The organism is Bacteroides sp. MSSM.1001136sp1_RTP21357st2_D2_RTP21359_211015 (assembly GCF_040913205.1).
In the GTDB taxonomy this organism is placed as follows: Bacteria; Bacteroidota; Bacteroidia; order Bacteroidales; family Bacteroidaceae; genus Bacteroides; species Bacteroides ovatus.
The window spans coordinates 19,401-44,172 of the sequence record NZ_JBDFVF010000016.1 but is presented as its reverse complement, the minus strand read 5'-3'; the positions used below and the strand labels follow the sequence as shown (position 1 = coordinate 44,172).

General features: G+C 36.9%; 29 protein-coding genes. 3 read left to right on the top strand and 26 right to left on the bottom strand.

Going from position 1 to position 24,772, the window contains the following annotated elements:
* Window positions 1–10: 10 nt before the first annotated feature.
* From cysQ to AB5217_RS11885, 3 genes are all read right to left on the bottom strand, one after another.
* On the bottom strand, window positions 11–835 hold the full coding sequence (gene cysQ / locus AB5217_RS11895) for a 3'(2'),5'-bisphosphate nucleotidase CysQ (RefSeq protein ID WP_008651639.1): 825 nt from the start codon (window positions 833–835) through the stop codon (window positions 11–13).
* 251 nt (window positions 836–1,086) lie between these two features.
* Window positions 1,087–1,581 (bottom strand): SPOR domain-containing protein, encoded by a 495-nt coding sequence (locus AB5217_RS11890; protein WP_004311445.1) that lies wholly within the window; start codon window positions 1,579–1,581, stop codon window positions 1,087–1,089.
* Window positions 1,582–1,696: 115 nt separating this feature from the next.
* Window positions 1,697–2,467, bottom strand: coding sequence for an SDR family oxidoreductase (locus tag AB5217_RS11885; protein ID WP_004307255.1), 771 nt, complete (start codon window positions 2,465–2,467; stop codon window positions 1,697–1,699).
* A 200-nt stretch (window positions 2,468–2,667) separates the two neighbouring features.
* Here AB5217_RS11885 and AB5217_RS11880 point away from each other — a divergent pair, with 200 nt between their 5' ends.
* The 3 genes from AB5217_RS11880 to AB5217_RS11870 are packed head-to-tail and all read left to right on the top strand — an operon-like array spanning window position 2,668 to window position 3,533.
* Window positions 2,668–2,877 (top strand): YtxH domain-containing protein, encoded by a 210-nt coding sequence (locus AB5217_RS11880; protein WP_004297513.1) that lies wholly within the window; start codon window positions 2,668–2,670, stop codon window positions 2,875–2,877.
* Window positions 2,878–2,909: 32 nt separating this feature from the next.
* The gene (locus AB5217_RS11875) at window positions 2,910–3,272 is read left to right on the top strand and encodes a phage holin family protein (RefSeq protein WP_004297511.1); all 363 of its coding nucleotides are present in this window, start codon (window positions 2,910–2,912) and stop codon (window positions 3,270–3,272) included.
* Window positions 3,273–3,275: 3 nt separating this feature from the next.
* Complete coding sequence (locus AB5217_RS11870; protein ID WP_368112851.1) at window positions 3,276–3,533, top strand: hypothetical protein; 258 nt, start codon at window positions 3,276–3,278, stop codon at window positions 3,531–3,533.
* Window positions 3,534–3,540: 7 nt separating this feature from the next.
* Here AB5217_RS11870 and AB5217_RS11865 read toward each other — a convergent pair whose 3' ends face one another.
* The 23 genes from AB5217_RS11865 to AB5217_RS11755 all read right to left on the bottom strand — a co-directional run bounded on the left by AB5217_RS11865 (window position 3,541) and on the right by AB5217_RS11755 (window position 24,745).
* A complete protein-coding gene (locus AB5217_RS11865; protein ID WP_008644079.1) occupies window positions 3,541–3,933 on the bottom strand; it encodes a DUF86 domain-containing protein in 393 nt (130 codons plus the stop codon).
* Entirely contained in the window at window positions 3,926–4,219 is a 294-nt protein-coding gene (locus AB5217_RS11860; RefSeq protein ID WP_004311443.1) for a nucleotidyltransferase family protein, read from the bottom strand. The genes AB5217_RS11865 and AB5217_RS11860 overlap by 8 nt, the downstream gene beginning before the upstream one ends.
* A gap of 405 nt (window positions 4,220–4,624) precedes the next feature.
* A complete protein-coding gene (locus AB5217_RS11855; protein ID WP_004307258.1) occupies window positions 4,625–5,380 on the bottom strand; it encodes a glycosyltransferase family 2 protein in 756 nt (251 codons plus the stop codon).
* 42 nt (window positions 5,381–5,422) lie between these two features.
* Window positions 5,423–6,322: a glycosyltransferase family 2 protein gene (locus AB5217_RS11850; protein ID WP_004307259.1), complete on the bottom strand. Its 900-nt coding sequence runs from the start codon at window positions 6,320–6,322 to the stop codon at window positions 5,423–5,425.
* Complete coding sequence (locus AB5217_RS11845; protein ID WP_004307260.1) at window positions 6,315–6,851, bottom strand: hypothetical protein; 537 nt, start codon at window positions 6,849–6,851, stop codon at window positions 6,315–6,317. Before AB5217_RS11845 ends, AB5217_RS11850 begins: the two co-directional genes overlap by 8 nt.
* Window positions 6,852–6,862: 11 nt before the next feature.
* Window positions 6,863–7,954: a glycosyltransferase gene (locus AB5217_RS11840; RefSeq protein WP_032854676.1), complete on the bottom strand. Its 1,092-nt coding sequence runs from the start codon at window positions 7,952–7,954 to the stop codon at window positions 6,863–6,865.
* Between the two features lie 10 nt (window positions 7,955–7,964).
* On the bottom strand, window positions 7,965–9,023 hold the full coding sequence (locus AB5217_RS11835) for a glycosyltransferase family 4 protein (protein WP_004307262.1): 1,059 nt from the start codon (window positions 9,021–9,023) through the stop codon (window positions 7,965–7,967).
* Entirely contained in the window at window positions 9,020–9,850 is an 831-nt protein-coding gene (locus AB5217_RS11830; RefSeq protein ID WP_230595681.1) for an acyltransferase family protein, read from the bottom strand. The genes AB5217_RS11835 and AB5217_RS11830 overlap by 4 nt, the downstream gene beginning before the upstream one ends.
* A gap of 159 nt (window positions 9,851–10,009) precedes the next feature.
* Complete coding sequence (locus tag AB5217_RS11825; protein ID WP_004307264.1) at window positions 10,010–10,987, bottom strand: acyltransferase family protein; 978 nt, start codon at window positions 10,985–10,987, stop codon at window positions 10,010–10,012.
* Window positions 10,975–11,808 carry a glycosyltransferase family 32 protein gene (locus AB5217_RS11820; RefSeq protein ID WP_008644072.1) on the bottom strand — a complete coding sequence of 278 codons (834 nt, stop codon included), beginning with the start codon at window positions 11,806–11,808 and terminating at the stop codon, window positions 10,975–10,977. Before AB5217_RS11820 ends, AB5217_RS11825 begins: the two co-directional genes overlap by 13 nt.
* A gap of 8 nt (window positions 11,809–11,816) precedes the next feature.
* The gene (locus AB5217_RS11815; protein WP_032842169.1) at window positions 11,817–12,818 is read right to left on the bottom strand and encodes an acyltransferase family protein; all 1,002 of its coding nucleotides are present in this window, start codon (window positions 12,816–12,818) and stop codon (window positions 11,817–11,819) included.
* A 2-nt stretch (window positions 12,819–12,820) separates the two neighbouring features.
* A complete protein-coding gene (locus AB5217_RS11810) occupies window positions 12,821–14,062 on the bottom strand; it encodes an O-antigen ligase family protein (protein ID WP_229102610.1) in 1,242 nt (413 codons plus the stop codon).
* Window positions 14,059–15,078, bottom strand: coding sequence for an acyltransferase family protein (locus AB5217_RS11805; protein ID WP_008644070.1), 1,020 nt, complete (start codon window positions 15,076–15,078; stop codon window positions 14,059–14,061). Before AB5217_RS11805 ends, AB5217_RS11810 begins: the two co-directional genes overlap by 4 nt.
* A 5-nt stretch (window positions 15,079–15,083) precedes the next feature.
* A complete protein-coding gene (locus tag AB5217_RS11800; RefSeq protein ID WP_004307271.1) occupies window positions 15,084–16,121 on the bottom strand; it encodes a glycosyltransferase family 2 protein in 1,038 nt (345 codons plus the stop codon).
* 2 nt (window positions 16,122–16,123) lie between these two features.
* A complete protein-coding gene (locus tag AB5217_RS11795; RefSeq protein ID WP_004307272.1) occupies window positions 16,124–17,215 on the bottom strand; it encodes a glycosyltransferase family 4 protein in 1,092 nt (363 codons plus the stop codon).
* A complete protein-coding gene (locus tag AB5217_RS11790; RefSeq protein ID WP_004307273.1) occupies window positions 17,212–17,943 on the bottom strand; it encodes an acyltransferase in 732 nt (243 codons plus the stop codon). The genes AB5217_RS11795 and AB5217_RS11790 overlap by 4 nt, the downstream gene beginning before the upstream one ends.
* 7 nt (window positions 17,944–17,950) lie before the next feature.
* On the bottom strand, window positions 17,951–18,652 hold the full coding sequence (locus AB5217_RS11785) for a hypothetical protein (protein ID WP_004307274.1): 702 nt from the start codon (window positions 18,650–18,652) through the stop codon (window positions 17,951–17,953).
* The gene (locus AB5217_RS11780; RefSeq protein ID WP_004307275.1) at window positions 18,645–19,511 is read right to left on the bottom strand and encodes a phosphotransferase; all 867 of its coding nucleotides are present in this window, start codon (window positions 19,509–19,511) and stop codon (window positions 18,645–18,647) included. The genes AB5217_RS11785 and AB5217_RS11780 overlap by 8 nt, the downstream gene beginning before the upstream one ends.
* Entirely contained in the window at window positions 19,501–20,070 is a 570-nt protein-coding gene (locus tag AB5217_RS11775) for an HAD family hydrolase (RefSeq protein WP_004307276.1), read from the bottom strand. Before AB5217_RS11775 ends, AB5217_RS11780 begins: the two co-directional genes overlap by 11 nt.
* Window positions 20,071–20,329: 259 nt before the next feature.
* Window positions 20,330–21,091 carry a glycosyltransferase family 2 protein gene (locus AB5217_RS11770; RefSeq protein WP_004307277.1) on the bottom strand — a complete coding sequence of 254 codons (762 nt, stop codon included), beginning with the start codon at window positions 21,089–21,091 and terminating at the stop codon, window positions 20,330–20,332.
* A 663-nt stretch (window positions 21,092–21,754) separates the two neighbouring features.
* Entirely contained in the window at window positions 21,755–22,045 is a 291-nt protein-coding gene (locus tag AB5217_RS11765; RefSeq protein ID WP_008644068.1) for an acyltransferase family protein, read from the bottom strand.
* Window positions 22,046–22,186: 141 nt separating this feature from the next.
* Entirely contained in the window at window positions 22,187–23,170 is a 984-nt protein-coding gene (locus tag AB5217_RS11760) for a glycosyltransferase family 2 protein (RefSeq protein ID WP_004307280.1), read from the bottom strand.
* 9 nt (window positions 23,171–23,179) lie between these two features.
* Complete coding sequence (locus AB5217_RS11755; RefSeq protein ID WP_229115837.1) at window positions 23,180–24,745, bottom strand: lipopolysaccharide biosynthesis protein; 1,566 nt, start codon at window positions 24,743–24,745, stop codon at window positions 23,180–23,182.
* Window positions 24,746–24,772: the final 27 nt, after the last annotated feature.

The following is a 24,772-nucleotide window of genomic DNA, read 5'->3' as shown; positions in this document are numbered from 1 at the left end:
TAAACATTATTTAGTGTTCTCTTTTTGGCTCAACGATAAACCACGGATTCAATAAATCCTCCTTATTATATCGTAGAGGTTCTTCCTTTCCAGCCTGATATACTTCCATCCCTGCAGCACGGGCTATCGCATGCCCGGCAGCCGTATCCCACTCCATCGTCGGAGCGAAACGCGGATATACATCAGCCTTACCTTCAGCAACCAGACAGATTTTAATTGAACTTCCGCTCGAAATCAACTCCACACTGCCGTGTTTCTTCTTCAAATCTGCAATATATGATTCCGTTTCAGGCGACAGGTGCGAACGGGAAGCAACCACGATCAGATGATCGTGCACCTCCTTCAAAGGTATCTGTTCCGACTTCCCAATCAGTTGTTCCAATGCCACGCCGTCATCTTCCAAACTGACAATACCGGAACATTTATAAGCCCCTACACCTTCGATCCCGAAATAAAGTTCTTTTTTAACAGGCACATAAATAATACCGAATACAGGTACAGAGTTCTGCACCAAAGCGATATTTACCGTAAATTCTCCATTGCGCTTAATAAACTCCTTCGTTCCATCCAGCGGATCTACAATCCATAAAGTATCCCATCCTCGACGGATCTCATACCCTAAATGCTTCCCTTCTTCACTAAGAACAGGAAAAGGAGTATCGTTCAGAATAGCCACAATCGCTTCATGCGCTTTTCTGTCTGCTATAGTTAGCGGAGAGTTGTCAGCTTTCCTCTCTATTTCAAAGTCCGATGCCGGATCATTATAAATAGAAAGAATCTTTTCACCTGCTTTTAGAGCCGCGTCGATAGCAGCCATTACATATTTTTGTTCCATTCAATCTCTAAATTAATGCCCTATTCACATTCAGGCAAAACATCCTCCAAATTAAGAGTTGACAAAAGTAAAAACTTTCTTTGCTATAAAAGTTTCCCCACTATCATTTATAACTTCTTTTAGTAGAAAGATAAAAATATCTAAACGAAAAAGCCACTCATTTTCAATAAAAAAGCAGTAACTTCCCAGTTACCGCCTTCTTATTCGGAAAAAAACGTTCGTTCTTTCCAATATATATTACCAAAAAGAAATCAATATACACGATACAGCAACCAAGCACCCTGGAAATCCGAACGGTTCGGGTATTTAGCCTTGAATGCATCGCGAGCTTCAGCAGCAGCAGTCTTGTCAGCAAAAGAGTTCACAATCACACGATACATTGCCTTATCAGCATTAAATGCAATCGTAGAGTGATATCCCTGTCCGTCCAACCAATCTTTCAGGCCTTCAGCATTCGCTTTCACACCAAAGCTACCTGCTACAACGCTATAATCTTTCAATCCTTCGTTACCGGAAACCACTGTAACCTTTTCCTGACGAACGCCGGATGTATCTGCCACTTTAGTAGTTGTCACAGGAGCTGCAACCACCGGAGTAACCTCTACCGGAGCTTCCACCTGCGGTTCTGCCAATTCTTGCTGTTTTGCTTTTTCGTAAGCTTTCTTATAGGCACTTTCGCTGGATTTACAAGATGCAAATGCTAGCACCAAGCATACTCCCATTCCTAATACGACTAATTTTTTCATAATCCTATACTCTGTTTTAATTAATAATTCAATATTCTCGTCTATTATATTTAGTTTCGGGCAACAAAATAATAGAAATTTTATCATCCGGCAAAGAAATCCGTCAAAAAAACGTCTATTCCGGCTTCTTCTTATACGAAATAGTGCCTGTTGCCTGATAAGTAGGCATCAAAAGTACCTCCGCAATCTGAATATGTGCAGGAGCCGACGCGGCAAAATAAACCGTTTCTGCAATGTCATCTCCCGTCAACGGACGAATCCCTTTATAAAAATTATCGGCAGCTTCCTTATCTCCCCGATAACGCACCACTGTAAAGTTTGTCTCCACCATTCCCGGTTTGACATTCGTCACTCTCAATGGAGTATCCACCAGATCAATCCGGAGTCCGTCCGAAAGAGCCTTCACGGCAGCTTTCGTTGCGCAATACACACTTCCGCCCGGATAAGCGGCATCCCCCGCAATAGATCCTATATTAATAATATGTCCGCGTCCGCGTTCCACCATACCGGGCACCACCAAACGCGTCATAGCCAACAGTCCCCTTATATTCGTATCGATCATGATATCCCATTCATCCAGGCTACCCTCGAATTCCTTATCCACACCGATCACCAGTCCGGCGTTGTTCACCAACACATCAATCGCCTTCCATTCTTCGGGTAATGATTCCAAAGAGGCGGCAGCCAATTTCCGGTCGCGCACATCAAAAGGCAATATATAAACCCGGACACCATACGCCCCTTCCAGTTCAGCTTTCAGTTCTTCCAGTTTCGATACGGTACGGGCATTCAGAATCAGATTCCATCCCTCCCTCGCAAATTTACGGGCACAACCCTCACCAATTCCGCTACTGGCGCCAGTTATAAAAACAATCTTAGCTTCCATTATGTTTTGATTTACAATATTCGAAAACAAAAGTACGCCTTAACCTTCAAAGGTTAGCTACGAAAGTCAGTTAAATAAGATTAAACCATAAAAGAAAAAAAGAATTATAAAACGTAGCAAAAAAATTCAGTTTTCACGAACAACCTTTCCATAAAAATGTTATATTTGTTGTATCATAATCATTTTAAACATTATACATTATGAAAGGATTGAATGTTTTAGCAGCTTTTCTGGGTGGTGCAGCCGTAGGTGCAGCCCTTGGTATTTTATTTGCTCCTGAAAAGGGAGAAGATACCCGTCATAAAATCGCAGAGATTCTTCGTAAAAAAGGAATCAAGCTTAATCGCAGTGAAATGGAAACTCTCGTTGACGAGATCGCTGCCGAGATGAAGGGAGAAATAGCAGAATAAGTGAGTAACCAAAGACTAAAAACAGAGCGACCATGTTTGCAGACGATAAAAGTATTGAGAATTTTCAGCAGTTGTTTTTCGAGTTCAAGAAATATCTGGAGCTTCAAAAAGAATATACCAAATTAGAATTGACGGAGAAGTTAACCATACTTTTTTCCACGTTAATTATGATATTAGTACTTATTATCCTTGGCATGGTTGCCCTGTTTTATCTGCTTTTTGCTCTTGCTTATATATTGGAGCCTTTAGTGGGCGGTCTGATGTCGAGTTTCGCCATCATAGCAGGCATCAATGTTGTTCTCATCGCCCTGGTTATTATTTTCCGCAAGCAGCTCATCATTTCTCCGATGGTGAACTTCCTCGCTAATTTATTTTTAACTGATTCAAATAAATAAATTATGAATGTGCAGACCCCGCAGAAATTTACATTAGAAGAGATTGCCGAACGTAAAAAGAAGCTTTTAAATGAGATCCATGCTCAAAAAAAAGCCATGACAGCTACTACACGCGAAATATTTGCCCCACTTGCTCCGGCAACCAACAAGGCGGATGCACTCATGCGTTCGTTCAATACCGGTATGGCTGTATTTGATGGCGTAGTGATGGGAATCAAGATTATGCGGAAGATACGGGCGTATTTTAGAAATTTGAGATAAAAACCATTTAGTCAATCGCTTGATTGGATATTTTCAAATCGTCTATGATTTGTTGTAACACATCTTTTAACTTCGGCAAATCATGTTTTATCACGTCATAAACAATTTCAGCATCTAAATCAAAATAATGATGTGCGATTATATCCCTCATTCCCATTACACCTTTCCAATCCATCTCTGGATAGAAAGATAATAACTTTTTATCTGTTAATTTATCAACACCTTTCACTCCTTCACCGATGGCTATTAATAACATACAAGTACTCTCTAGTCTTTCCATTCCGGATGGAGTCAATAAATAAAAAGAAGGGGAAGTAATAGTTTCCGAGTTCGCTAATATCCTTTCCACCGTTTGGAAAATTTTCTTTAGCAATGATTCTATTATCTGACTTTTACACATAAATTCCATCTTTATTGATACACCCTCTCAATAATTCATCCATATTATTTCGCAACCGAACCAGATCAACAGGGCATTTCAATAGTTTTTCCAATTCTTCTTTAATATGAACTAAAGTAAAGATAGAAGGTCTATCAATTTCAACACAAATATCGACATCACTACCCTCATGTTGTTCACCACGAGCAACGGAGCCAAATATCCCCATGCGAGAAATACCATATTTAGCTGCATTCTTGCGCATATACTCACGAAGCAAAGATAAATATTCTACAGTAGTCAACATAATAAATTGCTTTTATCTATATTACAAAGAAATGCATTTTCTTTCAAAAACACAATAGATAATCAATAAAAAATATTCTAATTCTTTCTATTATACAAAACTAGAAATCTGAATATTATCTTTAATCAATAAGCATGCTATTAAAAAAACAATATATCAACGATCTTCACAGACAGTTGATATATTTAGAATACATATCAGCATTTTGCTAATATGAGGGGGACAGATCAGGAATATACCGCTGTATTTTTCCCAACCTGCAAAATGTAGGGGATTCATGTGTGTAGCATGAAATTAGGGACCTACATGTATCGTTATATTATAAGCTAATAATCTTCAGGAGCTATTTTTAGAAAATAGCTAGTTGCTCTGCACAAATCAGCAACCAATCTCATTTAATTGCCATTATCCTTTCAATAATGCCAACACAAACTGTGGTACTTTCCATGCCATCTTCTCTAATTTAGTCAGAGTAGGCCATAGACCGTGAGAGGAGTACACTCTAATGTCTTCTCCCCACATTTTCTTACGCTTAGCACTATCGGTAGAAAGCCCTCCCATGCGCATACGTACAACATACTCTTTCAAATAAGTAACAGAAAGCCCGCCCGTCATCAGATAACGCACCAGCAGTTCACTATCCGCAGCAATCTTATAACTTTCGTTATAAAGACCTAGTCTCATCATTACCTCGCGGCGAATATAACAAGTGGGATGTAATGGAAGCCAGCCATGACGTACCTTCCACAAACGATAATCACCGCCAATCCAGTTACGTACTACTTTGTCTGTATTATCAGGATTTACAAAAAGTCCATCACCGTACAGAAAATCTGCTCGAGTAGTCTTCATTTGCTTTACAATGCGGCTTATGACCCCATTATCATAGAAGAAATCATCCGAATGTAGCAATCCGATTACATCACCTGCAGCCACACGAATTCCCTTATTGATGGCTTCATACATTCCATGATCGGGCTCCGAGATAATAGTTGAGATACGACCTTCATATTCTCTAATAATCTCCAACGAACCATCCGTACTCGCCCCATCTACAACAATAAACTCTATGTTATTATAGTCCTGTGCCAATACACTCTCTATGGCACCACGAATCGTCGCCGCACGATTAAAGCACGACGTTATTATAGATACTTTCATAAAATTTTATTATACATCAAAGACCTTACACATATCAAAAGATCATAGGAATTTCTCTTTCAAATATGTCTTTATCATTTCTTCATTCCACCCGCATTGCTTCTTCAGTTCATACACCTTTGCATCCACCAGCATTCTGTACCAAAAGCCTTGTAAGATGTGCCAGATGAAACCTTCTTTTCCATCAAGAAAACCGCCTTTCAAAATATAACGGATAGTAAAGTTGACAAAAGGTCGTATGAAAAGAGGTGACTTAATGTATTTCATTTTTAGCCAACGTTTGCGTTGCTCCTCCGTCCCAAAAAGTTTAGGAACTACTTCCTGTGCTTTAGCATCCATAGCATACTCCATCATCAGCATATCAGCCATTTCACGAGTTGCATACCCGTTATGCTTTTCCGTCCACCAAGTCAAATTATTAAGATTGGCATCCACCTGATTACCTTCATTCACAGTAATCGCTTTACCATCAAAGAGGCGGATATGCTCATCCATCCATCGATTTTCACAGTCACCATGTCCCTTACGGAACACCTTTAAGTGATATGATGGATACCATCCTCCATGTAACAACGGACGCCCCATGAAGTCTATACGTTTGCGCACATAAACGCCATTTACATCCATATCACACTGGGCCAATGTTCTCTTCATTGAATCACCTAAGTTGCCTTCTAAAAACTCATCAGCATCAATGCGCCAAATCCATTCCGACTGAATATCACACTCATACACCCCGTAGTTAAACTGTGTAGCATAGTTTTTCCAAGGATTTCGATATACCCGAGCCCCCATACTTTCAGCTAATTCACATGTATTATCTGTACTCAGTGAGTCTACAACAATCACCTCGTCACATATCCCTTCTAGCGAACGTATGCAACGTACAATATGCTTTGCCTCATTTTTTGTTAATATAATAGCGGCAATAGAATTATTCATAATTTAAAACTCTTTTTCTTATAAACTTTGCTGGATTCCCACCAACAACAGTCCATGACTCTACATCCTTAACCACTACTGCACGAGCTGCACAAACAGCACCCTCACCAATAGTAACTCCTTGCCCAATAAAAGCCTCTGCACACACCCAAGCCCTATCTTCAATCACAATAGAAGCGTCGGTTTGATGATGATATGGATCTGATATATCGTGCCCTGCCGTGCAAAGGAAAGCCCGTTGACTAACTGTAGCATTACGTCCAATACGTACCAATACTGTATTGTAGCAATCTACCCCCTCTGCCAAGCAAGCATAATCATCCATTATTAACAGCCACGGCTGAAACACGTGGGCGGTAGCATACACCATCGCTGTAGGTGCGATCTTTGCACCAAATGCACGAAGCAACATACGTTTCCATCCCATTGCCATAGAGCGAGGAAACGGACGGGCAAAACAAGTCCAAACCATACTCCATACCAATCTGCGAAATTTATTCCCCTTAGAATATGGAGTTTTAAATTCCATCAAATCCTTTTTCATAAAATGGATTTATACATTTCCACAAATTCCTCTGCCACCTTATGTGCCGAATACTTCTCCTCTACCAGTTTACGACCATTACGTCCCATCTTCTCCAACTCATTTTCAGTAAGCGATAAAAAGTTACGAAGTGCTTGTACGGTTGCCTCTGTACCAACTTCCGTCCACCAGCCACACCGCCGACTCTCCAACTCACTCCATGGTGTACCCATTGTTGTTACCACAGGTGTACCACTAGCTAATGCCTCTGCCACCACAATACCAAAATTCTCGCTATGTGTAGGTAATATAAAAAGATCCGCTTGACGGAATAGTTCCCATTTACTATTGCCATATACACCACCTTCAAAGATGACTAGTTTCGATATACCAAGACGTACTGTTAATTGCTTTAGCTCATCAATGTAGATATCATCTCCTTCACCAGCAATACGTATCACATACCCTTCCATTTGTTCCTTCAATTGAGCAACTGCCTCAAGAAGAAAATTAATCCCTTTCTTCACATGTACACGACTCAAGAAAAGAATTTCCTTATTCCGCTTCCATGATGACTTCATCTCTATATCCTCCACATCAATACCGTTAGCAATGATCTTAATCCTATCGTTATAGCCCAACTTCAGTAAATTCTCCTTCTCGCTTTCTGCAGTAGCGTGCAATACATCCGCCTTAATCACTGCCGCCTTTTGATAAAACCACAATGCCGGTAATTTACGAGTCCAATGATGACGCGCCATAATCCACGGCTCTAGCATACCGTGCGGTGTAAGCACCACTTTATACCCCAACGCCTGTGCCCACTTTTGTGTAAAGGCACAAGCAGGCATCCAACAACAGTTTACATGCACCACATCAGGTTGTAATTGAGTTAACAATATCCTCCATTGTCGCTTTATCTCCATGAAGTTTCTAATTTCAGGTATGAAATACACCTTACAATTATCCATTTTTACAGGATTCTCACTAGTGTGACTCACCACATAAAGCTCTACCAATCGTCCCAATTCTTTAGTCAACAATTGCATATAAGCAGTTGTACCACCCGATGTACGGTCTAGACTAGGAATATAATGTATTACTCTCATAAGCGTTTATTCATAAATTTTGTATCATATAATTTGCCACCGCTTTACCTGAAATGTAGTTTCTACTCCATATAATGCGTTCATTTACCGTCTCCCTTATCCAATCTTTTTTTGCAATACAGGCATCAACCACATTGCCTAATCCCTGTGCTTCTTCTAGAGTAAATATCATTCCCTGTTGCTTATTCTTCAACAAATACGAAGCTCCACAATGATTGCTTGTTATCACATACAATCCTACTGTCAACGCCTCATTCACAACAGCCCCCCACCCATCATGTTTTGAAGGCAAAATCAGTACATCATATTGTTGCATAATCTCCGAGACCCTCTCCATCGGTTGTATACCATAGAGTGTTACTTCTGTTTTAGACTGGATGTTCATTTCCTCGATCTGCGCTCTCTTCTCGCCATCTCCTACTATACCAAGCTCTAATTCTACTTTTTGACACAACACCTGAAACATTTCCACCACATTCTTTCTATCTGACAAACTACCTACATAGAGTATCTTAAGCCTCTCTGAAGTCGGTATAGGATGTGTACGTTCTTTCCACTCTGTACAATATATAAAAGGTAATACTTTCCATTTTTTACTCCAAAAGCGATAATAAGGCACAAATTCATCTCCCATCACTAATAAATAATCAAAATACTTTATATATCGCCAATCTTTCAATGCAAATCTTAGTTTATGCTGCCATAGTGGATGATTATAGAGTAATGGTGGCTCGGTTATTACCCCTCGCTTAAAAGGATAATTGAATGAGAGTTTCATCCATGGCACAATTTCAGGAAAAGCATTGATTCCAGAAAAAAAACAAAACGTTTCAATACCTTTGCACTCCTCATATAATTTTTGCACTACTTCTATAGTAGGAGTAATCAAAAACTCTATTCCCTCTACCTTAAGCAATTCTGGAGTCTTCCATCCCATCTGTTTGCGATCATCATAATCAATACGTGGCGCCACTACCACCACCCTATCTACACTTTCATAAACAGGCAATTCTTTAATATATGGCATCTGATGGGGACTGATACAGTTTTGCAAGAATATTAAATTCATTTCAAAATGAAGTTTTGTAATTGTTTTAAAAATTTCTGTAATGAAAATGCTATTAGCATACTAATAAGCAATATCATCCAAGCAGAGAGTGAACTATGTACCATACCCAACATCTGCATATGTACAAGATACAGTTCATATGATAAAGCACCACATAATGCTAAAACTGGATTAATCACCCATCTATGGGGTAACAACCAAAGAATAATCATAACAGAAATTCCCAAAGGTAATTTTATGCCAAATTCTACTAGAGAGTAAAATGGTGTACCACATAAATCCCTCACTTCTGGCAACTGCTTGATTGCTAATGAGACTAACCCTATAATACAAAATATTGCCATTAGTTGTACATATTTTCTTTTTGAGAGCAAAAGGAACTTTTTCCTTTTTTCAGATAAGAGTACACCTATCGGAAAGCTCAAACATTGTTCTGCCCTAATAGCATCCATACAAAAAAATGTATAAATGGCAAAAGCTACCAATAGATACCACCTATACTTATAAAAGAATTTAAATGCTACCCAAAACACCAAATAGCAACGTAGCATATAGTGCACATACCAATAATCATCTTGTCTGATACTACATATATTCAGAAAAAGATTCTTATAGTTATGCTTATCGTAAAGCAAATAAATACCAGTATAAAACAATAAGAAAGGCACCCATACCCTCCACAGTTTACTCTTCAAGAATCCTCTCATGCCTCTCTTACTAAATGATTCTGTCAACCCAAAGCCAGATAAAAGCAAGAATACTGCTACACCTATGCCTCCAAAAGGAGTAAAAATATTAGTTCCCAGCTCACCTGCACAATGCTGCACGACTATTAAAAAATAGCAACACCTCGATAACACTCTGTCATCTCTTTATCATAGATATTCACCTCTCCCAATAATATCCCTACGCCACTTCGACAAGTGATTAATGCAATAGTACCAATTACTATTATTACAAGTAATATTGATTGAGTCATATAAAATTCATCTTCCCACAAGCCACGGGGCATACTTATTAAAGCTTCTTATTAAAAAATATAAGGTTAATGCCAATAGGAGCAATCGCAATGTTGCATCTTGCACAGTGGATAGAGACAAATACTTTGTTAATATCTTCATTGAATTATAGATAATCTGATGGAACGCTACTATAATCAATGTATTTCTACCAATAAAGCACACTGTAGAGTTTAATAAAGTTACAGATAGTCTTGATAACAATATACTAAGTAAACCCAATATTATTATACCACAAAAGGCCGGTAAGATGTGAAAATATCCATAGCTAACAGGTTGTAAAAGGCATGATATTATAATCAATACTATCATTACAGAACTTACCAGCCAATATTTAATTTCATGCGTATTTAAATTAAGAGCCATATTCCTTATTACGTGACCTACGGCATAATAAAAAAGTGGCATACTAGGTAATATCACACCAATAGCCTCATTTCTAGTTAAACCTATATATTCAGAAGGAACACCACGAAAATAATCAGACAGAACTATTAAAAGAAATATTATAAATAACTTCAACACCCAATTGCTTGCCAGTTTATTAATGAAGAAATACCACAATTCTGAAACAAATAAAGCACGAATAAAGTACATAGCTAAACAGCCTGTTAAGAGTTCTGTAAAATCAGTCTGAATATGAGATATATTAAGTCCTTTCACTATCAACCATACCAGTGTATTCAAGCAGAAGAACGGAATAATTAATGTTTTTAATCGTCTTTTTATATATGACCGAAAGTCACTATACTTGCTATCATTCAACATCATGCCTGAAAGCATATAAAACATCGGCATATGAAAGGAATAAATCCAATTATAAACCGTCTGCGATATTTGTGCAATACTAGTATGACCTATTACAACCAAGAAGATACCAAGCCCCTTGCAAACATCAATCCATTCAATTCTCAAAGATGATTTCTGCATGCTTATTTCAGCCATGTATCACGTTGTATTTTATCAAATTTTTTCTGTACTAGAGGGATTTGCTCCAGTTTATTATATATGGCTTTTATCACCTTTATCTGCGCCAATTTTGCATAAATTCGCTGTTTAAAGTTCATTTTCTTCCAGCTATTTTTCACCATATGAAGAGCATATGTATTTTCTGTCTGCTTAGAGGGGTGAGTAAAGTACTCATCCGGGAAAAGATGCATATCCTCTTTCAGTGTCTGAAATTCATTCACATATCTAAAACCATACTTTTCTGCTTCTAGAGCCATGATTACTGGTACAATTATCTTATCATAATATGTCCCATCTGGTAAAATAAAGTGTTTTCCTATATAATAATCTAAACAATCTTTTATAAAGGGATGATTCTTCTCTGCTGCAAATATGCTTGACTCTATACATATATCAATGATTACATCCTCTTTATTTTTTTTGTATCCTTGGGAAGTGAGTTGATCTTCTACGTGGTTAATCCGGACATTATCTCCGTGATACTCCATAGCAGTAAAGAAACGATAGTTCAAGAACTCATCAAAGCGCTTTAATACTTGAATATCAGTATCCATATAGATACCACCATATTGATACATAGCCCACATACGCACATAGTCAGCCACGAAGGCATACTTTTTTACTTGATATGCCTCCTGCACAAAAGGCAGTGAAGCAAAAATATCAAATGTGGTCTCGTCCCAACATTTTATTTCAAACTCTGGAAATATCTTCTTCCAGCCATCTATATATGTTAGAAATTCATATGGAAGTGGACTGCTCCCAAACCAACAATAATGAATAATCTTAGGTATCATATCTATACTTATTTGCTTTTAAATTTTCCAATCAAGCATGGGACCTTATTTTGTATCCACACTATAGGGAAGTAAAGCACCAGCATTACTATCACCACCTCCATAATGGGAAACTGTGCACTCCATCCACCCGAAAGTCTTCGCATTACCACCAGTAGAAGTTCATGCAAACCCAATATTACCAATGTCCCATTCGACAACACTGTTATCCAATGCAGACTCCCCTTCCAGTCGGCCATAATTATACACATACCGAATATCCCGAAAGAGACTACAACCGGAATAATATAAAAAGAAGGAAAGATGTTAGTTGTACAACTTATAGTGTTGAAAGAACCGAAGAAATACTGGAATACTAGCCCAATTATTAATCCACCAACAGCCAACTGCCACTTTAATTGGATAATCCATTTAAGACAAGGCTTCAACTTTTGTCCAAACAGAAAGAAAGGAAAGCAGAGCAAAGCTCTTTGTGGCAGAAACAGATAGTCGTAATAGACATCATCTCCCTCAGAGAAGTAAAGTACCGCTACACAGAGGGGGAGCATCCACCACTCATCTATTTTTATTTTCGTCAATGTATCGGATATAAGCCGCATCACAAGCAGCGTCATTACAAACCAAAAAGGAGGGATGATAGGAAAACCTACTTTAAAATCATAACAGAAGAGTCCCATCACAAACTCCATCACCATAGTCTCGAACGACCAACCGCGTCCTTGATTCCAAATGCCGTATAAATGCCATGGATAGAGTAACAAACTGAAAAGTAACACTGGAACGAACAAACTTTTCAATGTATCTATATAGCGTTTAGGACGGTAAAGTATTCCGCTTATAATAAAGAATATCGGTACATGAAACAAAAAAATATAACTACTTAACACATCAGCCACACAGTGCCCATATACCACACCAGCTATACAAAGCACCTTGGAGTAATCCAGCCAAACATAACGTGTCCTAGCAATATCCTTTCCTGATTCATTACTATAAGTAGTAGATTCCATATTCAAAATAATCTGAATTTACGTTGATTAATCACCAACAAGGGTATATCCGAAGTCTTAAAGACCCCTTTTCGAAGACTGTAAACTATACCCTGAACAGTCCAAAACAATACACACAATATAGCGCCTACTGTTGTAAAATAGCCTTCTGAAATAGGGTGAATGGTGAAGAAGATTGTTAGTCCTGTAAGTAATACGGTTAGATAATCGTGCTCTTTCTTTGTAAACAGCAACCATTTCAAATTTCCACCCACTATCCACACAATGGGTATCGTTCCCAACAGTCCCGTCTGACTCAATGCTGCGCACCAACTCGATCCTGTTTCCACCGTACCACCACTAGCTATTGTCCATGAATTATAATCCGAAATCGTTCCAAAGCCAATACCCCAAAATGGACTACTTTCAAACTCTTTCATGCGCAATGCCCATAATACATCGCGTGAGTTCGTATCGAAAGCCGTCAAGTCCCCACCCTGTTTAAACTCAATAATGCCTCGTGCATATTCTGTAAAGAAAGGATAGAGCACAAAAATCAAGAAAAAGAATCCCAACAGAATACCAGCAAAAGAACCTAAATTTTGTTTATTTTTCACGTATATCATGCTGATAATGGCAGCAAATGCACAAAATACCGCACTACGCGACGAAGCCATCAGAAGCATAGCCACATTCGAAACCATAAATAAACCAATGACCGCAATCCATACTTTATTAAAAAATTGTTTTCTATACATCAAAAGCCCTGCCAAATAAGCCAAACTAATTGCACCCAAGGCTCCCATTTCATTATTGCCCGTACTACCTACATACATGCCCACATTCTGATAAATCTGTTGTTGAGCTGCAGAGATGTTGCCTCCTTTAAAAAATACGAAGTTTATGCCTACTATAAATACCGTAAAAAAACAGAAATACTGAATACTCCTCATCCGCAGTACCGATGCATATCTACTATTCACCAAAGGTGTAAAAGCTACAAAAAGTAGAATATATGCTACAAATCGCACATAGATATTATAGAACGATGGAATATTATTGAATAGAATACTCATACCACAAGCCAACAGATAAAAACCAAATATCCCGTCTGTTCTACTTTTGTGTTTCAAAGATATAAATGCCAATATCAACAGCAATGGATAATAGAGTGTATACCCAATATTACCTATCCGCCCCGCCATGTCCATCAAAGCAAAAACAATGGGCATCCATATTGAAGGAGTTTTAAAAATTTTCATCATAACGAATATCTTTTCGAGATGATTGTACATTTACCCGCCATCCATGGCAGATACTTATTGCACACCACTACAGGTATAGCCAACAGCAAACTACTGACTGCCGCCACCAACCATGAACTGATATAATAGTTTCCAATCTGAAGTTTCTCCACTTGGGAGAACACTAACATTATCACTTGGTTGGAGAAGAAATAAAACACCAATGTATTTCTTCCTAAAGCCGTGAGCCACGAAAAATTAGGTAGATGTGAAACGATTCCGGCTAAAGCCATTACTCCCACCAAAGCCACTAACAGAAAGAGCCACAATGGTTCGAAACAGTTACTGGCAAACATGATATGAGTTAGATGGTAATGGTAATCCAATGCCACCCAAGACAAATAGACCATACCTAAAGTGATGGCTACACTTTTTTTCATCACCACTTGCAACATTTGACCATATATTCTTGCTCCTATGCCTGCCGACATAAAGAGTAATGCGATACAAGCCTGGCCCAAATACCATGGATAAAACTTTCCAGAAGATAGTGAGGTGCCACACCATAACACAGCTACACCCACTGTAAAAGTTGCTATCCACATCGGTTTTCGAGAGACAGACAAGAATGCTGTCAATGCCACTTCGCATACCACTAACACCGACATAAACCAAAGTTTCTTACCTAAAAGGAGCTCTTCAAAGTAGGAAATAAAGATGTTCCAATTACCTTGCTGCCATACCTCTACATAGAGTGCTTTTACGAAATAAGTCAGCGTAGCATACAGAAAATAAGGGATTAGCAAAGTCTCTACAACACGAATAAATTTCAGTTTTCCATCAAAAGACTTCTGTGGATTCAAAAAAAGATAACCCGATATAAAAAAGAAACCGGATAAGAAAAAAGGAGATAGAAATCTTTGGTATAGTTCCGGCGCTCCACTGTGATGCAATATCACCAAGAACATACAAATACCCCGCATCATATCAATCCATCCCAATCGTTGCTTCCCGTTGTCAGGTAAAATATACTCCATTCTACTCATCTCTTCTTTGATAAAAGCCGTTTTAAATTCATCATTACATAAAAATAGGCATCCAACAAATACCAATATCCGTTTGCCATGAACAACTTATAGCCAATCCTGACAAGCATATTAGACGATTGTAAAGAGTTCAAAATAGTATTTTTCACTTCAGATGTCACCGATCGATAAAACCACACACGCTTTTTTCTTGTAAGTTCACCAAGCATATACATGCAGTTACGTACCCGAGCAAAGAGCATAACTAAAATTGAGGACGATGAAGGCGTTTGCATCAAATCCACTCCTGCCAAAGCCGACAACCGCTTCATCTGTTTAATATATCGACAAAAACAACTCTGTTCCACATTGAAAGGAAATATCTTGCCACTAGCACTGCTACTACGCAGGTAGTAAATATAGTCAGCATATGAGATGTATTTAGCCTGCGGACTTACCTCTAAATACTGCATCACAAAGAGTAAGTCCTCCGAATACTTTATCTCTTCAGGAAAGCGTAGCATCAGCCCATATGTAACCGATCGCATGTGGCAAGTGCGATAACATTTGGCACATGCGTAACCATGGGCACTCAGTTCGTTTATTGAAAAGATTTCGGTCAGCGGTAACGTACCATGTCTTTTATAAGATAGCCTTTCGTTCCTGCCCTCTTCATGAACAAATATTACCTCCGATATTATCACATCAATCCCCTCTTCCATAGCATCCACAAAGTGCTCTACATAGTATGGAGTTACTTCATCATCTGCGTCAGCAAAACACACCCATTCTCCTTTCATTACTTCAAGGGCATGATTCCTTGCTCGCGACACTCCGCCATTCTGAAGATGTAGCACTCGTACACGACTATCTCGTTGAGCATATTCATCACACAATATACCACTGCGGTCTTTGCTTCCATCATCCACCAAGAGAATCTCTATATGCGTGTAGGTTTGTGCTAATAATGCATCCACACATGCAGTGAGATATTGTTCTGCATTGTAAATGGGCACAATAACACTTACTAGCGGTTTACCCTTCAGATTCTCCATGCTTATCTTTTATAATTTTTCATTGCACTACACATCTTATCTACTACTTTTTCCCAACGAAAGGTATCTTTCACATATTGCTGACCTAACTCACCCATCACTTTGAGACGTGCTTTATCACTCATTGCATCTATAATGATATCAGCTAGTTGGTGAGCATTTTCCTTTTCACAGAGAAAACTCCATTTGCCATTACCAGAGAACTCCGGGGTGGCAAAACGATTCAAAGCCACAAAGGGCGTTTTGTAACACAAGGCTTCGAGGTAAGTCATTCCATTAGGTTCGTTGCGCGAAGGCATCACATAGAGAGTAGCCTTCCGAAAGAGTTCTATGGTCTTCTCACGTGGTGCATCCACATAGCAATCCACGCCATCCACCCCTTTGTATTGTTCATTACCTACTACAGCCAAACGCACATTTGGACATTGTTTTCTCACTATGGATAATGCTTCTACAAGCAGATCTAATCCTTTTACTTTAGCATTGTACTGTCGAAGTACAATAAGCAATAAATCATTATCATACAACTTTTCACCTTCATAAGTTTTAAGATTGATGCCAAATCCCACATTTATTATCTTCTCTGGCTCCAAGCCAAACTTTCTCATTAACGATTGCCGAGTCCACTCATTCTGTGTGAAGATAAGATTCTGACGTCGATAAGCTATTCCAGCTTTTTGGTGATAATAATTCAAGTAAAAGTTAAATAAAAGTTTTGTACGATTTATATCGGTTTTCATCACTTCCTCAAAATCAGCGTCCACATAGGTGCAAAATTTCTTATCGTGAGGAAATTCATCTGTGATAGTTTTGGCAATAATCCACTCGGCCCCCATCAGTTTGACTTCTTTCAAGGTTTTTCGTTTGAATAGTGGATACATCTGTAACTCGAAAGGATTGCCATCCTTAAAATAGAAGCATCTACTATATAAGGTTAACAATTTCTGATACCATCTAGAGATATTTGGAAAAACAGATACCCACTCTATACTTTCTATTGAATCATGCTCTCCAAAATATTTATCAAAAGCATCCCATGTACCACTCCATAGCCCTTTACGATCTCTGCCACAATACGTTATTCCAAGCCTCATATATTTTCTTTATATTCTCTTTCGTTAAGTTGATTACAAAGTTCTTCTTCTTCCGTTTCAAAGATTCGCTCATATCCTTCCGCTACAATTTTTGCAGGGCACCCAGCTAAAGTCAAATGAGTTTTACCATCTTTTGCATAATTTTTATTTGTCATACTGCCTCCAGCCAAAATAGAATATGCTGGTATTCTAGTGCCTTTATTAATTGTTGTCCGATTTCCTATCCAACAATGATCATCAATAAAAACAGATTTATTTATATAAGGAATCATACCAGTTTCTATATTGCGCATAAAATGGAAATTAGAGTCAAATAATTGAACCTCCCAACTAAATCTAATATGATTTTGTAATACAACATTTTTTCTGATAAAAATACGTGCACGAGCTCCGAAAACGATATCTTCTCCCATTTCAAAAATTGCTTTCTCATGAATCTCTATTTGCGATCCAATTCCCATACACATAACCGAACCATTAAACTTCCATAGACCATCAATTGTTATAACTGTTGGCTCTTTATGAAATATCTCATACTGAAAACGACCAAACTGAAATTGACCTCGCCTTACCTGTCCATTAAGCTCTACTTTACCTCTTAAAGATTGGAATCGAATGGCTCCATAGAAATCAAATGGAAATTTTACCGCTTGCCTAAACGGTAACATTTTAAAATTAAAATATAATATCGCCCACCAATTACGACGAAACAAATTTACAACCCGCATAATATATTTATTTATTTTTACGAATAAAATCTTCTTTTGTACCCCAATCTTGATAGTTTTTCACTATCTGAGGGCGAAAATGAGCCTGCTGCAACAACAACGAATAGACAATGTGAGATAAATGAAGCTGTGGCAAAGTAGAAAGCTTTTCATACTCCAACACAAAATCTTGTACATCCTCAATACTGTATCCACCCGCACAGAAGAAACGGCTTACAATTTTCTTCTCAATAATGTTAGTAATGTAATACTGTTCATCAATCGTTACATAACTTTTATTCTGCGGATTTACTACCTGCAAACCATCTAGCGGAAAGATATAAAGCATATTTTCAGGATACACTTCGGTTGTGAAATAACTATCACCATCCTTAAAAAGCACTGCACCTGTGATATGATTCCCCACAACTGTGTGATAAAGTGTTTCAGGCTGTGAAGATGTAGACTCCCAAAGCTCGTAAACGTGTGTCTTGTGTGCAATACCTAGTCGTTCAAACTGAATCTGCATCATTTCTAATAGTTTATAACGTAAGTTATGTTTGTGCAGAATAGTGAAATAGATATCACTAAAAGCTTCTAACGGTAACCCCATGATCGATTTTACGCAATACATCAAGCCATTGCTATCCAGCCCAAACAGATAAGGCATTTCGGTCCCCATTTTATCAGTGTCAGCAGCAATGGGAACAATCAATGTATATTTACTCATAATTTAATATGCTTTGAATAGTTTTCTTAAGATAAGCCACAATTTTCTTCTCTTTAGCATACTGTAAAATACGTAGAAAATTCATCAACTGTAAAGTATGATAAAAAGTACGATACCATATATACTGTTTAAAAGCACCATCAAGTTGGTGATCAATAGTATCTGACACTATATGAAAGCGCGTCTCATCAAATTCCCCTTCATACATCAGTGTACTCCAACGATAGCGCGTATCTTGACGAATTTTCACCATATCAAGTAGCGGTGACTCTATAAAAGAATCTAAAAAATCTATCAGATAATAATTATTACCATTGAAAAGAATATTAGAGAAGGTAAGATCGCCATGACAACAACCTACAGGTATCTCCAAGACTTCGGGCAGAACTTTGAAGCGAATTTCAGATTGTTGTAGCAGATATTTTATTTCTTCATCCATACACAACAATACATTTTGATTTATTTTACTCTTTACATCTTCAAACTTCTCGATAATCATTGAGCGTGGTACATCTGTCATAATTGATTGCTCTATTTCTCGCTTTAAGAATAGATGTATAGCTTTCACAAAATAATTCACTTGCTCAAATCCAGCCGCCTCAAAATGATCTATGAAATTATGTGAATATACATACTCCATCTTCATCATCATAGTATCCGTTTGTCTCTCTATATCTACAATCTGCGGCACACGAATGTACTGATATTCCTGTTCACCAGCCCTCTGTTGCTTCAAAGCCTGCTGATAAAGTCGCTCCACATACTTGGGGTCACAAGTACCTTTAAGGATAAACAACTCCTTACCTTCGCGTACTATATCAATGGAACAACCACTATGACCTTTTACTTCAATATCCATAAAATGCTTGATTTATTTTTACACACTGTACTCCCGAAGCCTCAGCAGCCTCAAAGCCTACTTCCGAGTCTTCAAAAATTAAAGTCTGCCTAGCAGATACTTCCATTCTTTCCATCACTTTTAGATAAATCTCTGGATTAGGCTTACCGTGAGTCACATCTTCACCTGCCAAAATACAATCAAAGAGTTCTGTTAAATGTAAATATCGCAACGTATTAACCAGATTCAACCGACGCGCGGTAGAGGCTATTGCGGTTTTTCCCCCACCCCTATGAAACGCACGAATAAAATTGATAAGCGGTTCGTTAGATTGTAAATATTCGAAGTAAGAAGGATATACTTCCCCCTTTATTTTCCTGATGCGTTGTCGTACGTCAGCATCGTCAACGCCTACCGCTCGCATAAAGTCATCATACCTATAGCCGAAACACTGTCTATAAGAATCGCGAGTCAATTTTCTGTCACACTGTGTAAATGCTTCAGCATAAGCTTGATAATTGGCTTCGAAGGTATTCACCAATGTTCCGTCAAAGTCGGTTATAATAAGTTTTAGATTCATAAGTCAAGAATATCAAAATAATCTAGCCTTCACCAAAATAGACAATTGAGAAGTACAAAACTACAGTGTGAAAACAACAATCGGGGTATAATAATCAGAACAAAAGATACTCCTATAAATTGAATAAAGAAACTGAGCAGATCTACGAATATCCAATTTACAATATAAACATGAAGGCTGTTCTTCTTCCTTATTTTACAAAGACAATCTCACGCATAAAAATTATTAACTTCTGATGGTTTCGCTAAAAATTGTTGCATTACTCATGATATTCAGATTGTGTATATCGATTCAATTCCTCAGGAGTCCCATAAGAATAATACTCCTCCATTTCGGCAAGTCTCACAATTTCACCTCGCTGCAACAAGTAATTATAGAGCAAGCTAACATAGTACTCAGACTTTGAGAAATTAGTTTGATGCATCAAACTGTCCGCCGCATAAATAAACGAACGTGCCGATGAAAAGAAATAAGCACCGCAAAGAGCATGACGACTTATCACCTCTTTTTCTGCCGTACGCGTCACAAACCCTTCCGAATTTATCGCGGCATAACTGTATCTAGACTCATTAGAATCGAAACTCACCAATACTCCGCCATTTACTTCTTCTACGGATTTTGAAAGGATTTCTTTGATCAACACATTAAATCCTTGACTAATAAACTCCAAATCACAGTCCATCACCAGCACAGCATCCTCCTCTTCAATAACCTCACGAGCCATCAAACAAGTCTCTACCGCACCGCGTGTCGTTTCCTGAACGGCAAAGATATTAGCGTGCGGTATAATAGCTTTTATTTCTTTATCAATGCCATATTTGTCTATATGTTCCTGCCGCACTATAAAACTATACTTCATTTCTATTCCTGAAATATCTATGCTATCAATAGCATGCAAAAAAAGTTCTCTGCCATTCAGTTTAATCAAAGGCTTAGGCGTAGTCCACCCCTCTTTCATAAAGCGAGAACCTTCGCCCGCCATTGGCATAATGATATGCAACGGTCTCTTATTTTGATACATATTTTTGAATTTTATTAATTATCAAATGAAATAAAAAAGCAAGAATACCTGTCATAAATACAGCATAAACAACACATTGAAAATTAGCGATAGTAAACATTGTATTTGATGTAGATTGATTCATATAATGCGTAACAAAAGATATGGAAATACATTGTGAAAGATATATCTCAAAAGAATAATCAGGAAGATGATATCTTGTAAGAAATAATAGTTTACAAGTTTCCAAAGTTATAATAATGACACCAACCAAAACCAATGCACTTATGGTACAACTAATAATTCCATTGAATGTTTGGAGACTATATGTCACATGAAGCATCCTTAAGAAATATGAACGCCACGAACACATGAAAACAATCATCAACACCACAAGTATTCGGTATTTATATTGATGAATGAATACAGAAAAGCGACTTTCATTTTCTGCATACCATACACCTAATGCAAAACAAGGCGATGTCATATATACCCATTCACCTACTTCAAATAGGAAACATACTATATAACCAATTATCAATATAATATAAATCAAGACAGAACGTTTCCATTTTATGGAGAGATAAAATGAGATATAAAAACATCAAAACAACAAAATACCAGCCATATGGGAGAATGGGATAAACAGACAATATCTGCCACACCTCATATGTGTGTATTATTTTATGAATAGAAAGGGGCGAGAGAACTACCCATAACAATGTTGCTATAAAATAAATTAAAAAAGATCTTCAAAAGCCTCTTCTTTAAAAAGTCTTTCAAATAATTTTTCTTATAAATACAAGAATATGTTAATCCATATCCCGAAAGAAAGAAAAATACAGCTACCGCATACGTACCAAAATCAAAAAACTGTGAAAATACAGGACCAAGATATATCAGTTTACACAAGTGGCAAACAACTACTGATAACGCACAAAAGTATTTAATATACACCCATCGCTGTACAGCCATTGCCCCGAGTTTACTGTGATTTTTCATCATCATCTAATAATTCATTCGCTAAACTAAGTACCTAATAAATATTATATTTATCTAATATGATTCGTTCTACAAATATTATCAAAAAGGATCACTTATAAAATCCGAAGATTTTCATTTCATTTTATATAATAGTTCAAGTCCACTGTACGGTAAATGCATGATAGCAAATAGTTTTATTTCTTGTTTTATAGGTAGTTTAATATATTTAGACGGTGACACTACCTGTTTTATCAATTTTCTACAATCTGCTATTATTTTTTTCTTTTCTTTCACCGATATTGAAACCTCATTCATTATCTGTTCAATAATCCTAAGTACACCTGAAGCTAAGATAAAAGACGCAAAGTAATTGTTGATAATAAAATTGTCAGAATATCTTTCTTGAAAATAGATATAATCTATAGAATGTAGCTTTAGAGCTTTGTACACGGTTCTATAGTCGATAATTTTATTCGACAATGAATTTTCTATCTGCCTATAATAATAGCTACAATCATCAGATACATAGACCGTATTAATATGTTTAAAATAATTAAAGCAAAAAATAAGATCTTCACAAAAAGATAATTTATCAACAAAACGAATTTTATATTTATTCAATATTGTTTTTTTAAACATCTTCCCCCATACAGCCAGGCAAAGTCCATTAACTCCAATCAAACCTGTAATAGCATCTTCAACAGTTATGAGGTCAGTAGGAGCATTTGAAAAAAAGATTTTTTTATCCCCTCCCTTTTCAAAACCCTTAATTAGATAAAGATCTTTATTAGGGTATTCGTCTATATTGAAATTCCTTAAATAATCGGCACCAATAACGTCATCTGAATCGATAAAAACAATCCATTCTCCCAAGGATAATTCAATACCTAAATTTCGGGCTGAACTTACCCCACCATTTGTTTTATGAAATGCACGAACGCGAACATCTTTCTCTGCGTACTCATCACAAATAATACTAGAGCGATCTAAGCTACCATCATCAATAAGCAGTAGCTCAAAGTTTGTAAAAGTTTGTAAAAGTATACTATCTATACAATAATTGAGATAGTTCTCCACGTTGTATACAGGTATAATAACAGATATTTTAGGCTTCACTGTATATTATTAAGAATTATTTCGTTTGAACATCGTTACTAGTCTACTTACAAAATCTCTTGTTCCATGAAACAATAGATAAAAAACGCCAAAAGTTAATACAGTACAAATAAGAAATACATATAATGAACTAATAATTAATTGCTTCAAATTACTTATAGTCTCTATCTGTAAGTAATCAAAGATAAAATATGTAACTACAAATAAAAAAAATATACCAGCATATCTAAAAATGGTTGGAACAAAATATTTACTAGCTTCTACTTCTATCCCCTTTACGAAAAGAAAATAAGGCTTCCATATCAAAATTATTATCATTTGGCTGAGTATTATCCCTAATACAATTCCATTTAGAGACCAAAAGTATCCTAAACAGATTGATAATCCCAAATTTAAAACAGCTTCTAATACAGGAGCCCATACATCTTGAAACAGACCATATGCATAAATGTAACTGTCTACAGTAGTTCGTAGCATACTAATACTGGTTAATATTATAAATAATAAAAGAAAATCCTTTCCTAAACAATAATTAGCACCTAACCATAATGTTATCAACGGATTAGTAAGATAGAATAAACAAAGAATACAGATTGTACTAATACACATTCTGGAATCGCTTAATTCCCAAAAAACATCTATGATTCTCTTTCTATCATTACTAGCAACCAAATTTCCCACTGCAGCTCCTGTACTGTTGAATATTGCACCCATAAGAGCTCCAACTTTTGACACAATCAATAGATAATTACCATATAAAGCAACAATGGATAAACTTGTGAACGCATAAATAACCAAGGGACTTGATTGTGATAAAATGACTCCACCCATTTTATGAAAAAATGCTTGTTTGGTTTTTTTCAATACCTCTGGATATTTCTTTAAATAGCTCTTCCCACATGCAACATTTCCCTTTAGCCATGAATATTCCTTCTTTAATAATCTATGTAATAAAAAAGACGTAATGACTGCCGAGAGAAGTTCAACAACTATCCAAAACACATATGGAAATGCACTGTAGGTGATACCTAAAATTTGGATTATAGTTTTAACAACCACAAATCCTTGTACAACTATCTGAATTTTATATCCTTTCTGATCTGCGTTAAGAACTATTTGCCTATAATTAAAAAAATAGCCCAACATTGAACTAAATAGCAAAACCCCAAAAGTAGAATAAGAATACCACAGAGATAATGGAGACTTAGCAAATATCAATGGAAAGAATACCATTAAAATAGCAGAAACTCCTAGCATAAAATACGCAATCTTTCTATAGAGCCATCCTTGTAAAGAGACTATTTCATTAATTTTCTCATGATCTTTTTCAAATAAAGGCTTATACAGAAAATAACCAACTGAAGTTCCTATCCCAAGTTCTGCTAGATTCAAAAATCCTAATAAATTTGCAACAGTTGTATTTAATCCTAATATTTCACTACCTAAGTAATCAAAAAATGCTTTTCTAGAAAAAAAGCCCAATAATATCTGTACCAGATAAAAAATTAAAGCTACTTTCGCATTTCTAACACTCTTTTCAGTTCTCGTCTCCACCATGTTTAAAATTGTTGCCAAAATTCTACTAGATCTATAAATTACTTA